Raw genomic sequence first — 11776 nt, 5'->3', positions numbered from 1 at the left:
GACAGCTATGCGTCGTATTTCAAGACGCATTACCGCTTCGAACACGCGCTGTGCGGCGCGCACTTGCTTCGCGAATGTCAGGGCATTGCCGAGCATGACGGGCATGCCTGGGCAAGCCAGATGCATGCCTTTCTGCAGGAAGCCTGGAAAACGGCCAAAGCGAGCCGCAGCGCGCAGCAGCCGCTGACCGAGGCCGGACTTGGCAAGTGGGAAGCCCGCTACGACGCGATTCTAAAAAGCGGCGAAGCGGAATGGGCGCAAGACGAGCTTCGGGAAAAAACCGGACCCCGCGGACGAAAAATGGGCAGCAAAGCGAGCAATCTCGGCAACCGAATGAACGCGCAAAAACCGGCGATCCTCCGGTTTCTTTCCGATGCCCGGGTGCCGTTTGACAACAACCAGGCCGAACGGGACATTCGCATGACGAAGGTGAAACAGAAGGTATCCGGCTGTTTTCGGACCGAGCAGGGAGCGAAACAATTTGCTCGGCTGCGCTCGGTGATTTCGACCTTGATGAAACAGGGCAAACCGCTCCTCGATTCGTTGACCTACGCCTTACGCCACCGTACCTCGCTGGTGGGGTGCTAAGTAGTAACCGCAGGTACACCTATTTTGTAGAAGCGGCCGCGTTATTTTAAAATAAGCGCTCACGTACAACTATTTGCCGAAAAAAGCTCCATAGAGGCGGAAAATCGGCGATTTAACGGTATGAGCGCAGCTATTTCGCCAAAAGACGCAAATTCGAGGAGAATAAGTGTACGTGTGCCGTTATTTCGAAATCCGGAACCCTGATTGGAGCCGAAGGCGATATTGAAATCGAAACCTACCGGCTCGGAAATAAGAGCCGAGTCGAGATTAAAGTGGAGATTGGCGCCTCAGAACTCATGCCGCGTCACCGTAAACTGAAACACCACGCCGAACGGATCGCGCACGGCGGCGTAGCCGGAGCTGAACGAATTCGGAGCCAGCGGCGACAGCACCGTTACCCGCTCGTCGGCGGTCAAGCGGTTGTACAAGCGTTCGATCTCCGCATGATCCCGCGACTGGATGCACAGCGAGAAGTCGTTGCCCGCGCTCCACGGCCGCGTCCGATCCATCTCTTCTTCGGCCAGCATCAGCTTGCCGCTGCCGATTTGCAGCACGGAATGCGTGACGTAGTCTTCCTGTCCTTTTTCAAAGGTAAACGATTCGTCTCTTCCCGCCATGTCCGCATAGCTGACTTTCAGCAGAATCTCGGCATCCAGGGTCCGGACGTAGAATGCAATCGCTTCGGCGGCGCGGCCGTTCAGCGACAGAAACGGAATGACTTCGAACGTTGACGCAGCCTGCTTATTGGAATTCGGGGTCATGATGATTCCTCCTCTTCGATTGGGTTACACTAAGAAGTATAGGCAACAAAGGTGTCAAAACCTGGACCCTTTTATCTGTAATCTTGCAGAAAGTCCGGCTGGCGGCGAAGCTGCGAGGCGGAGCGAATCTACGCGAAAAGGAGGCTGTCCCGTGACCAAAGCCGAGCGCCTGGGCGTGATGCAGCGTTTTGTCTACCGCAAACGCCGCTTCACCCTGCGCGAGCTGATGGACGAATTCGGCATTTCCCGCAGCACCGCGCTGCGCGATGTGGCTTCGCTCGAAGAGATCGGGCTGCCGCTGTATGCGGAGCACGGACGCGGCGGCGGCTACCGTCTGCTCGAAACGGCGTCGCTGCCGCCCGTTTCGTTTAACGACCGCGAACTGCTGGCGCTGTATTTTGCGATGCAGGCGCTGCGCAGCTTCTCGGGCGAGCCGTTCAACGTTTCGCTGCAGGCGATCGACGCCAAGTTTTTGGATATCCTGTCGCCCGAACAGCGGGAAGAAATCGAGCGCTTCCGGCATCGGGTAGCGTTCGTGCACGGCGAGCAGGCGGAGCCGGGCGAGTACCTGGAAGAACTGCTGCGGTCGGCGGTCCGCGGCCGGACGCTGCGCATTCTGTACGCGTCGCCCGGGCGTAAATCCGCCAGCCGGCATATTCAGCCTTTCGCCGTCTACGCCGCGCGCGGAAGCTGGTACTGCCGGTCTTTCGATCTGGACAAACGCGAATACCGCGTGTTCCGCTGCGACCGTATCCGCTCGGTCGAACCGTCGGACGCCGAGCCGGCGGCCGGCTGGGAAAGTCTCGACCTGCGCAGCGCGCATACGCTGCGGCAGCCCTCGTCAGAAGCGGTTTATTTCCGCTGCCGGGCGGCGGAGGCGGACGAAGCCCGGCTGAAACGCTCGCTTTATCCGACGATGGAGCTGGTCCGCGAACGCGGCTCGCTGTATCTGACCGGCAGCTACGAACCGCAGGAAACCGGGTTTATGCTGGATTATCTGGCGGGCTTCGGCGAGGCTTTGCGGATTCTGGAGCCGGCGTCCCTGAAAGAAAAACTGCGGGATTATTATCTGCGGCGGATCGAGCGGCTTTGACGTTTTTTCATACGCAAATAAACCGGAAGCCCGCCTCGATTGCAGAGACTGCGGCTTCCGGTTTATTTTTGAAATCCAGTTTCCTTACATCCCCATCCGCTGCGCGATCTTGAGCTGAATATACGGTTTGACGAAGATCGACACCAGCAGCGTATACGACAAAGCCAGCAGCAGCGCATACAGCAGAAAGTGGCGATCGCTGCCGAACAGAACGCGGAAACGCTCGGCCGGTCCGCTCGCGATCGGCCGTCCGGCGGCCTGATTGTACGAGAACCAGTAATCGTAGTACACGCTGAGCATGGATTGAAGATAGACCGCCAGCACGACGAAGATCACGTTCAAGACCGGAATCGCCGACAGAATCGAATTGACGATCCCGATCGCGAAACCGAACAGCAGCATAATGAAAAAGGTGATAAAAAAGTAGCGCAGCCCCGTTTTCATCACGGTGCCGAGATTCATCCGTCCGCGCAGCGCAAGACCCGGCAGGAAAAAAAGTCCCGACGCGATCACGCGTACGACCAGTCCCGCCAGCACGCCGATCGCCAGCAGCTGGAACAGACCGGTCAGCGCGTCGATCCATTGATATTGCGAAATCTCGTCGCCCGCGCCGGCCAGAAACTGCATCGTCAGCGCGAACAAGTTAAACAGCTGCATGATATTGTGCATCTGCGTCAGCGTCAGCAGCAGCACGGCGACCGCCGTCGGAAGCGCGAGCAGCAGCAGATGATATTTCAAAAAGTCCCAGTACCCGTATCCCCGCGACATGCCGTAAGAGCGCCTGTCCGTTTCGTATCCTCCGTACGCCGATCGATCGTCCATTGATTCTCGTTCTCCTTTTCGATTGGAATGTTCAAGCTTTTTTCAATCCGCCTCCGGCCGCCAGAAAAAATCGCCGCGCAGAGCTTCAAAAGCGTTATAGCCTTCGATGATCTCGACCGATTCTTTCGGCGCGGCGCACCAGTCGATGATTGTTCCCACCAGACCGGGCGTGATGATCGCATCGTCCCACACCGGAGTTCGCACGACGCACCGGACGTCTTCGCGGTCTTCCAAACCGGCAAATTCCTTGCCTTCTATGACCATCATCGGCCTGGCGAGGCCCGAAGCGGACTGCCCCACTTCGTACGTGACAACCAGCCTGCGGTCGTCCGAGATCAGCCGGAGCTTGATGCGTCCCTCATCTTCCAGGTCTTCACCAACTTTCCAGTAAAAAAGCCTGCCGTTTCGGACGATCTTGCGTTTGCCTTTGGATCGTACGCTCATCGCGGCTCGCCTCCCCTTACTTGCCTTCTTCCGATGCTTTACCCGCCGCCGCGTGCGGTCAAATCATCCTGAGCCCGACTTCCCACAGCCGCTTGACGCGTCCGTAACGATCCGATTCGTACTCCTGCACATGCAGCGGCTCCCATTCGGCGATCGGGAAGAAGCGTTCAATTTGCTCCCGGTCGAAAAAGCGCCGCAAAATCCCTTCGCTTTCGTACAGATAAGGCTCGTCGGTCGGCGACGGATCGGGGGCGCGCTTCAGCTCCTCCACCGCGTTCAGCCGGCACAGCAGCAGCCCGTCTTCGCGCAGCGCGCGCCGGATGCCGCGGACGATGCCGAACGTCGTTTTTTCGTCAAAATAATGCAGGCTGAGGTCGGCGACCGCCGCTTGAAGCGAACCGTCCGCAAAAGGAAGTCCCGCCGCCATATCCATACGCAGCACCGGAAGTTCCGGCTGCTCGCGCCGCAGCCGCTCCAGCGCCGTCTCCGACAGGTCGCAGGCGATCACCGGATATCCCGCCGCATGCAGCGTTCGCGCATTGTGCCCGAGCCCGCAGCCCAGATCGAGAATTGGTCCGGCGTTTCGGTCCAGCAGAGGCTCGTAGCGCTCCAGCCAGCCGTCGTGCTCCGGGCGAAACGACGGATCGGCGAAAGCTTCGTTCCAGTAGGTCTCGCTTCGTTTCACCGTCACAGCGCCGGCCTGATTCCGTACGAGATAAACAAACAGCCTGCGTCCACGATAGAGATCTTATCTTGATGCTCGCGCAAATATTCCGCCATGGACCGTTCGCATTCAAACACGATCACCGCTTCCTCCTCGCTCAAGCCGCGCTCGACCAGATGGCGGACAACATCGGAGCGGCGATCTTCGGTCATCTCCATTACGGTCGAGTAGTCGGCGAGAAACGAATTCAAATTGCGCCGGTATTCCTCCTGTTCGCCATGCGGATTCACAAATGTGACTCGGTCGTTCATGCGCGCCCCGATCTGCTCCAGTCCCGCTTGCTGCATATAGACGGGCATTTTAACGCCGATACAGAAGTCTTTGCCGCTGCGTTCCAGGTCCCGGCTGCGCAGTTTCTGCGCCGCGCCCAATACATTCAGTCCCGCGTAATCCAGCCCGTCCAAATAGATCGCCGCATTCCCGACATCCCGGCTGAGCTCTATACACACTACCCGGCCGCCGGGTACGACGGAGCGCTTCATTTTGTCCAGGATGATCCCGGCGTGCGGAATATGCTGGAGCACGCACTGGCAGACAGCCAGATCGTAGTCGGCCCGCGGCTCGTAATCTTCCAGATCCGCCTGGATAAACGTCGCTTCCCACGGCGAGTCTTCAAACAAAGAGCGGGCTTCTTCGATCAGGCCGCCGCCTTTGTCAATACCGGTATACGTACTGCCTTCCGGCAGAATCGGCAGCAGAATCGCACCCATAAACCCGAGTCCGCAGCCATAATCGACTACGCTGACCGGCCTGTCGATCTTCCACACCCGCTCTACCAGAAATTCCAGATAATCATCATTCCACATCGAACCTCTGGACTCTTTTAAATACTCGATCCGGCTGTTCCAATGATAATCCGTGCTCATCTTCTCGTTCCCCCATCATTCATCGTTCGTGTAATAATTCCGATAAACTCCAGCAGCTCCCCGCGCCGCAAATCCTCGAATACCGTCGGTCCTAATCGCGGTTTTCCGTTCCCCGTCAATCAAGCGTCAATTGTTGAACAGGGACATCGTATAAATAAAAGCCGTCAGCACGAGCAGTCCCCACACGATCAGCCCCAGTACATAACCGATACGCCTCTCCTGCCGGTCTCGAAACGGAATGCGCACATGCCAGTGTCGCCAGGCCAGAAAACCCAGCACGAAGATTCCGACGAAAAAACCAAGTCCCAACAGAAAAAAGATCAAAGCGAATATCCCCATGATCAAAAAAGCCAGCAAAATCCCCATGCCGCACGCTCCGTTTTCTCCATTTTCTTCGCTTTCTTCAAACTCTTATGTACGCAGCACGTCCGACCGGCCGCTTCGCAAATCCTCGAATACCGGGCGCTGCACCGAGCTGATTTCTTCGAGCGTTATATCGGCCGGAGCGCGAAATTCCAGACGCAGCGACTCGTTTTCCGTGTCCCTGAATCGCAGCGTGCGTCCGTCTTCCTCCAACTTCCCGTCCAGATCGACTTTTGCTTCGAAAATAAACATCACGAAGACTACGCGTCCGCCGTCCGGGTATTCGTAGCGCATGCGCGGTCCCGTATAAATGCCGAGCAGCGAGCAGTCCGTCACTTCGAGCCCCGTTTCTTCAAGCACTTCGCGCCGCATCGTTTGCTCGATCGTTTCCCCCGGTTCCATACCTCCTCCCGGCAGTCCCCATGCGCCGTAATCCGATCTTTGCTGCAATAGAAGGCATCCCGCTCCATCCCGGATTACCGCGCCTCCGGTTACGAGGGTGCGTTCCTGCTTCTCGTTCATGTTTGATTCACTCCTTTTATACAGGCATGTAGATCAACGCATCCTGCGGCCGCCCAGTTCTTCCAGCACCAACTTCACCCGCTCTTCGACGCTGTGCGAGCCTTCGATCCGCAGGATCGGGCAGGTCAGGTCCGCCATCCAGCGTTCGTGCAGCTTGAGGCTGCGCACTTCTTCGCCCGCATGGTCGTACAGCGCCGCCCATTCGAGAAATTCCTGCGATTCCCGGTGCATTCGCCCGCCGGGCAGCACGTCTTCGCCGTAACGCTCGATCTCGCGCGCCCGCAGCCGGGCCAGGCGCTCCTCGGGCGGCACATGCAGGAAAACGACGAAGTCGAATAACGGCTTAAAGTCGTCGCCCCAGCCGCATACCGCTCCGGTCAGCATCCAGCGTTCGTGCCGATCCAGATCGGCTTCCAGCAGCCTGGCCCGCTCTTCGGGCGGCCGGGCCTCGTCGAATTTACGCGCCCAGAAATAATCGTCGCCGTCGAGCACCGTATGCGGCAGATTATCGCTCAGCGCCCGGCCGAGCGTAGTTGCGCCGGAGCCGGATGCACCGAGAATGTGCAGATGCCGGTACGACGTTTGGAATGGTTTCATGATATCCTCCCGCTCTGCCGTTCGACGACCGCTTTGCGGATCAGCAGCGCAGCCACCGCCGCGATCGCCGCCCAGCCGACGAACAGCAGGTACGTATTGGTATGAAAAAAGTGGCTGTTCAGATGAATGGACAGCAGGCCGCCGGATGCAACCGACTCCAGCTGATGCGCATCCAGCTCTCCCGTTCGATCTTGCAGCGCTTCCGCAATCCGGGTCCGAAGCTGCCGATAACGCATCGCCTGGATCTCGAAGCCCGCGGCCTGATGAGCCAGCAGACCGAACAGCACAACCAGCAGCAGCCGGGAACGCAAGCGCCGAAAAGGGGTGAGCCAAGCGATTTGGAAGATCAGCGTAAAACCCAGAATAAGCAGCGGGATCGTGAGCAGCAGCGCGGGATTGCCGTTGCCGGACGGATCGCCGGGCTCTACGCTCCCAGCATGTCCCAATCCGAATATCAGCGCAATCAGCAGCAGATTAACGATGATTGCCGCCGGGCTGATCAGCCGCCGGCCGAGCGCGGCCGCGATTACACCGACAACAAACAAACCGGCCACGGCAATCAGGATGAGCATCCACATCAGGGTTCCTCCTTGTTTGTCATTTTTGGAAGCTTCTCCATACTGAACGCCGCGGCGGAGATCGAACTACTCGATAAAAGCGAAGTTCACGCAGCCGTCCGGTACGATCTTCGGCAGGTCGCCCACGGTGCGGGACATGAAGAACGCCGTAATACAAAGCATCGTGTACGGAATACAGCAGGCACCCGTCGCGGCCATGTCCGGGATCTCTTTCGATTGGAGAAAATCAATGCGAGTATTGCGTGTACTCGTCTCCCCGTTCAAGAATTGCCGTAGGGGTGAGCGGCACCGCACACAGCAGCAGAGTGAAGAACGCGCCCCAGATGAAAAGCGTAATTCTGACTCGATGAGATTTGGGAACTTGCGATTTGATACAATATCTAATCCAGAACACTTGCAGCGGAATAAAAATACACAGAAACAGCGTACCGTAAATAACCAATTTGAATAGAGTGACCAACAGCCCCGCTATGGAAAGCGCAAAAAAGAACATCCCGCACACTCCCGCTTCAGCGAATTTTCTTCGGTTCTTACCGCAAATATCGTGATCGGCAGCGCGGCCAGCAGACTGAACATATTCAATTCCCCAAAATAGTTCATCTTCGATCTCCTTTGACGCTTTCTTATTTCGCCATCTTTCGGTTCTTACATAACGATTCCCTGTTCTTTCCTGATTTCCTCTTTTTCATAAAAGGTTATGCAAACGGTCCTTTGCTTATAAACGCCGCGGCGGAGGTGATCGTTAACGCAATCTGTGCCATAATATTGAAAGAAAAAGAAACCGAAAAGGAGTGAGAACGCCATGCTGGAGCATGTACGCAAAAACAACGTGGAGCGTTTCAAAGGATTCGGCAGTCTGTACGACCGCAACCGTCCGGCGGCGCCCGAGGAAGTGGTGCGCATTCTGGAAATGTATCTGGGCGAGCCGCCCCAAACCGTCGTGGATGTCGGCTGCGGAACCGGCCTGTCCACCTTCCTGTGGCTGGACCGCGCGGAACAAATCGTCGGCATCGAGCCGAGCCCGGATATGCGAGGAGTCGCGGAGGAGAAATGGCGCGCGGCGGGAAGTCCGGACAAGCTGTCGTTTCGCGAAGGCTACTCCGACGATCTGGAGCTGCCGGACGGATCGGCGGACCTGATTACCTGCTCGCAGTCGTTTCACTGGATGGACCCGCAGCCGTCGCTGGCCGAATTTTCGCGCGTGCTGCGCCCCGGCGGCGTGTTCGCCGCTTACGACTGCGACTGGCCGCCCGTGCTGAACGAGGAGATCGAAGCCGCCTATCTGGCGCTGAACGAACGGTCCGACCGCCGCGCGGCGGAATTGTCCCCGGAGCGGGAGCAGGCGCATAAACGCTCGAAAGACGAGCATTTGCGGCAGATTCGCGACTCCGGCCTGTTCCGCTACTCGCGCGAAATCGTGTTCCACAACTGGGAAGTTTGCGACGCCGAGCGGTATACGAGTATCGCGCTCAGCCAGGGCGGTCACCAGACCGCGATCAAGCGCGGCGCGCAGGATGTGGCGGATATGGCGGAAGAATTCCGGCGGCAGGCGGACGAATTTTTTGGCGGCGAGGCAAAAGATATGCTGTTCAGCTATCGGATGCGGCTTGGGGTGAAGTAACATACATTGATTTTTCTCGCCCAATTATTGAAAAATGCTAGTTATTCATGTATAATTTACAAGAATCCATAGAGATTTCTTACGCGGAAGGGCACTCTCGCGTACCCGCTTGGGGGTATTAAAGTGGTGATATTCAATTTTCAATCTACTTTAGTGAAAAAAAATACCATTCCTATCCCGCAGGGAGATGTTCTCTGCCGCTGCCAATTTTCTATAATGCGAATCGACCTTGATTATAATCGAGGTCGATTCTTTAGTTAGGGGAAATTATGAATCTATCAGTTGCCGATCTAGCTAGTTTAGAGCAGGTTCCTACGGAAGAAAATTTAAATTCACAAACTTTAGCTTCTTTTTACGAACAATATTTATGCAACAAAATTTTTGATTACAAAGTAAGACATTCTGTTTCGCATATTAAACTTCATTTTAAAAGAACAGATCTACCTCATCTGCTAGGAATTCAGTATTTAAAAACCGGTTCCCATTATAAAGGGCGTAAAGGATTTAACGAACTTCAATCAGGTAAACTTACGCTCAGTATGTTTAAGGAAGCAAACTTGGGAGCTTATGAGTCCGGAATTAGCAGAATCTTATTTTTCCCTTTTATTTATTCTTTAGTTTATGAACCAACCTGTATCGTATTCAATCCTCAAATTGCTCGCAGCAGCATTAATGCCGAATTTATGTTTTATAATCAGAAATGTGGCAGATACATACATTTAGGCCTTAGGAAAGAAGAAAGTACCGACTTATATATTCCCGTTACTTTTATTTAAAGAAAAAATATTTATAGAGGTATGAAGACTATAATAATCGACCAATTGCATGTGTCTGAAGAAGAAAAAAATATTAAAAGGCGCCTCAGTTAAGTTATACTGTGAAGCGCCTTTTTATTTGAATTATAAAAAATTATAGAATCACACAATCCCGTACTTCTTCAACAGATCCCCGATCACCGTGCCCGATACTTTCCGCAGCACGCCCTGCTCGATCAGCTTCAGCAGCACCGGCTGCTTGAGGTCGGTCAGCTTCCTGCCGTCCATCATCTTCGAGGTCGAGTCCAGCAGCACGCGGATATCGAACTCGGACGCGAACACTTCCGGCACGCCGCGGTCTACGCCGAGCAGCGTATACACGGCTTCCATCGCGGTCCGCACCGAGTATTCGGTCGTGAACACCGTGTCGCGCTCCGTGTCGGCGAACTGTCCGATAAAAGCAAAGTTCACGCAGCCGTCCGGCACGATCTTCGGCCGGTCGCCCGCGGCGCGGGGCATAAAGAACGCCGTAATATAAGGCATCATGCACGGAATACAATTGGCGCCCGTCGCGGCCATATCCGGGATCTCTTCGACCGGCACGCCCATATGATACAGCCATTCGGCCGTGATCTCTTCGCCCGTGCACTCGCTCATCGGCTTCTTGATATAATCGCCCGGCACGTCCGGGAACAATCCGTACACCCAGACCACGAGCCGGTCTTTCGGCTGCTTTTGGAAATGCGGCTGGCGGTTCAGCGTCCAACTCATCAGCCAGCTCGAATCTTTGACGCTGACGATGCCGCCGGTGACCACTTTGCCGCTGAACGGATCGCGCCGGCAGATTTTTTCAATATAAGGCGGAATCCGGTCGTCCAGCGTGGTCACCGTCGCCGATTCCCATTTGGTCGCATCGATATTCGTGCAGAACTTGTCCGGGCGGCCGAACGAATCGTCCTGCGCCGCGATGTTGCGCCACAGCTGCCAGCATCCGCCTTCGCCCGACTGCGTATTCAGCACCGGCGCGTGGGCATGGTCGCCGAGCGACGAGTTTTCCGTACAGCTTCCGTTGGTCACGAATACCAGGTCTTCTTCGGTCAGATCGATCGTTTCCGGCTGCCCGCCGCGCACGCACTGTATCTTCGCCGCCACTTTGCGCGTGCCGCGCTGCTCGAAGACGACGTTGGTCACGCGGGTATCGTATACGAAATGCACGTCATGCTCTTCCAGGTATTTCAACATCGGTTGAACGAGCGATTCGAACTGGTTGTACTTGGTGAACTTGAGCGCGGAGAAGTCCGGCAGCCCGCCGATATGATGGATAAACCGCTGGATGTAAAGCTTCATTTCGAGCGCGCTGTGCCAGTCTTCGAACGCGAACATCGTCCGCCAGTACAGCCAGAAGTTCGACGCGAAGAATTCTTCGGTAAACACATCTGTAATCTTGCGGTCGTACAGGTCTTCGTCGCGGGTCATAAACAGCTTGACGATCTCCATCGACGCTTTTTCGCTCAGTCCGAATTTGCCGTCGGTATGCGCGTCTTCGCCCCGGTTCACGGTGGCGCGCATCAGCGAGCAATTGGGGTCCTTTTTGTTCAGCCAGTAGAATTCGTCCAGCACCGAAGCGCCTTCCGTTTCCAGCGACGGGATCGAGCGGAACAGGTCCCACAGACATTCGAAATGGTCTTCCATCTCGCGTCCGCCGCGGATCACGAAGCCTTTGTTTTTCTCTTCGCCGCCGTCGAGCGCCCCGCCCGCCAGGTTCAATTCTTCGAGGATATGGATGCGCGATCCTTTCATCTGTCCGTCGCGAATCAGGAAACACGCCGCCGCGAGCGACGCCAGCCCCGCCCCGACGAGATACGCCGATTTGCCGTCCACGCCTTCCGGTTTCATCGGTCTTGCGAACGCTTCGTAATTGCCGCTGCTGTAATACATGAGCATTCCCTCCATGAATTCGTTGTGGGGTATATCTTCGGAATATGCTCACAGCATAGGCTTTTTGAAAAAAGGAACCTATAGACAATCGCCGCCCGATGCCG

The 11776-nt window shown here is 56.0% G+C and carries 15 protein-coding genes; 4 read left to right on the top strand and 11 right to left on the bottom strand.

Features of this window, described 5'->3' with window-relative positions; genetic code table 11:
• The coding region (locus tag QWJ34_RS15910; RefSeq protein WP_302729268.1) for an IS66 family transposase at window positions 1-588 on the top strand (588 nt) is incomplete at its 5' end.
• 287 nt (window positions 589-875) lie between these two features.
• Here the strand turns inward: QWJ34_RS15910 and QWJ34_RS15905 are convergent.
• The gene (locus tag QWJ34_RS15905; protein ID WP_302729266.1) at window positions 876-1349 is read right to left on the bottom strand and encodes a VOC family protein; all 474 of its coding nucleotides are present in this window, start codon (window positions 1347-1349) and stop codon (window positions 876-878) included.
• 151 nt (window positions 1350-1500) lie between these two features.
• Between QWJ34_RS15905 and QWJ34_RS15900 the strand changes: the two genes are divergently transcribed.
• Entirely contained in the window at window positions 1501-2442 is a 942-nt protein-coding gene (locus QWJ34_RS15900; protein ID WP_302729264.1) for a helix-turn-helix transcriptional regulator, read from the top strand.
• Between the two features lie 84 nt (window positions 2443-2526).
• Here QWJ34_RS15900 and QWJ34_RS15895 read toward each other — a convergent pair whose 3' ends face one another.
• The 9 genes from QWJ34_RS15895 to QWJ34_RS15855 form a co-directional block, all read right to left on the bottom strand.
• On the bottom strand, window positions 2527-3264 hold the full coding sequence (locus tag QWJ34_RS15895; RefSeq protein WP_302729263.1) for a hypothetical protein: 738 nt from the start codon (window positions 3262-3264) through the stop codon (window positions 2527-2529).
• Between the two features lie 42 nt (window positions 3265-3306).
• Entirely contained in the window at window positions 3307-3708 is a 402-nt protein-coding gene (locus tag QWJ34_RS15890; RefSeq protein ID WP_302729261.1) for a hypothetical protein, read from the bottom strand.
• Between the two features lie 58 nt (window positions 3709-3766).
• On the bottom strand, window positions 3767-4393 hold the full coding sequence (locus QWJ34_RS15885) for a class I SAM-dependent methyltransferase (RefSeq protein ID WP_302729260.1): 627 nt from the start codon (window positions 4391-4393) through the stop codon (window positions 3767-3769).
• A 2-nt stretch (window positions 4394-4395) separates the two neighbouring features.
• Window positions 4396-5298, bottom strand: a complete 903-nt coding sequence (locus QWJ34_RS15880) for a class I SAM-dependent methyltransferase (RefSeq protein ID WP_302729258.1) — start codon at window positions 5296-5298, stop codon at window positions 4396-4398.
• A 126-nt stretch (window positions 5299-5424) separates the two neighbouring features.
• Window positions 5425-5664 (bottom strand): hypothetical protein, encoded by a 240-nt coding sequence (locus QWJ34_RS15875; protein ID WP_302729256.1) that lies wholly within the window; start codon window positions 5662-5664, stop codon window positions 5425-5427.
• Between the two features lie 45 nt (window positions 5665-5709).
• Window positions 5710-6183, bottom strand: a complete 474-nt coding sequence (locus QWJ34_RS15870) for an NUDIX domain-containing protein (RefSeq protein WP_302729255.1) — start codon at window positions 6181-6183, stop codon at window positions 5710-5712.
• A gap of 33 nt (window positions 6184-6216) precedes the next feature.
• Window positions 6217-6780: an AAA family ATPase gene (locus tag QWJ34_RS15865; protein WP_302729253.1), complete on the bottom strand. Its 564-nt coding sequence runs from the start codon at window positions 6778-6780 to the stop codon at window positions 6217-6219.
• A complete protein-coding gene (locus QWJ34_RS15860; protein WP_302729252.1) occupies window positions 6777-7358 on the bottom strand; it encodes a hypothetical protein in 582 nt (193 codons plus the stop codon). The genes QWJ34_RS15865 and QWJ34_RS15860 overlap by 4 nt, the downstream gene beginning before the upstream one ends.
• Before the next feature lie 66 nt (window positions 7359-7424).
• The gene (locus QWJ34_RS15855) at window positions 7425-7652 is read right to left on the bottom strand and encodes an oleate hydratase (protein ID WP_302729250.1); all 228 of its coding nucleotides are present in this window, start codon (window positions 7650-7652) and stop codon (window positions 7425-7427) included.
• Between the two features lie 508 nt (window positions 7653-8160).
• Between QWJ34_RS15855 and QWJ34_RS15850 the strand changes: the two genes are divergently transcribed.
• On the top strand, window positions 8161-8979 hold the full coding sequence (locus QWJ34_RS15850; protein WP_302729249.1) for a class I SAM-dependent methyltransferase: 819 nt from the start codon (window positions 8161-8163) through the stop codon (window positions 8977-8979).
• A 269-nt stretch (window positions 8980-9248) separates the two neighbouring features.
• Window positions 9249-9755, top strand: coding sequence for a PBECR4 domain-containing protein (locus QWJ34_RS15845; protein ID WP_302729248.1), 507 nt, complete (start codon window positions 9249-9251; stop codon window positions 9753-9755).
• A gap of 141 nt (window positions 9756-9896) precedes the next feature.
• Here the strand turns inward: QWJ34_RS15845 and QWJ34_RS15840 are convergent, their stop codons facing one another.
• Entirely contained in the window at window positions 9897-11672 is a 1776-nt protein-coding gene (locus QWJ34_RS15840; protein ID WP_302729247.1) for an oleate hydratase, read from the bottom strand.
• Window positions 11673-11776: the final 104 nt, after the last annotated feature.

This window comes from Saccharibacillus sp. CPCC 101409 (assembly GCF_030518235.1).
In the GTDB taxonomy this organism is placed as follows: domain Bacteria; phylum Bacillota; class Bacilli; order Paenibacillales; family Paenibacillaceae; genus Saccharibacillus.
Note: the sequence above shows the minus strand (reverse complement) of the source record. Positions and strands in the feature narration are given on the sequence as shown.

Coding starts and splice junctions, on each gene's coding strand:
- QWJ34_RS15905 (WP_302729266.1), bottom strand. CDS start 1,349: ATGACCCCGAATTCCAATAAGCAGGCTGCGTCAACGTTCGAAGTCATT.
- QWJ34_RS15895 (WP_302729263.1), bottom strand. CDS start 3,264: ATGGACGATCGATCGGCGTACGGAGGATACGAAACGGACAGGCGCTCT.
- QWJ34_RS15890 (WP_302729261.1), bottom strand. CDS start 3,708: ATGAGCGTACGATCCAAAGGCAAACGCAAGATCGTCCGAAACGGCAGG.
- QWJ34_RS15880 (WP_302729258.1), bottom strand. CDS start 5,298: ATGAGCACGGATTATCATTGGAACAGCCGGATCGAGTATTTAAAAGAG.
- QWJ34_RS15875 (WP_302729256.1), bottom strand. CDS start 5,664: ATGGGGATTTTGCTGGCTTTTTTGATCATGGGGATATTCGCTTTGATC.
- QWJ34_RS15870 (WP_302729255.1), bottom strand. CDS start 6,183: ATGAACGAGAAGCAGGAACGCACCCTCGTAACCGGAGGCGCGGTAATC.
- QWJ34_RS15865 (WP_302729253.1), bottom strand. CDS start 6,780: ATGAAACCATTCCAAACGTCGTACCGGCATCTGCACATTCTCGGTGCA.
- QWJ34_RS15860 (WP_302729252.1), bottom strand. CDS start 7,358: ATGTGGATGCTCATCCTGATTGCCGTGGCCGGTTTGTTTGTTGTCGGT.
- QWJ34_RS15850 (WP_302729249.1), top strand. CDS start 8,161: ATGCTGGAGCATGTACGCAAAAACAACGTGGAGCGTTTCAAAGGATTC.
- QWJ34_RS15845 (WP_302729248.1), top strand. CDS start 9,249: ATGAATCTATCAGTTGCCGATCTAGCTAGTTTAGAGCAGGTTCCTACG.
- QWJ34_RS15840 (WP_302729247.1), bottom strand. CDS start 11,672: ATGTATTACAGCAGCGGCAATTACGAAGCGTTCGCAAGACCGATGAAA.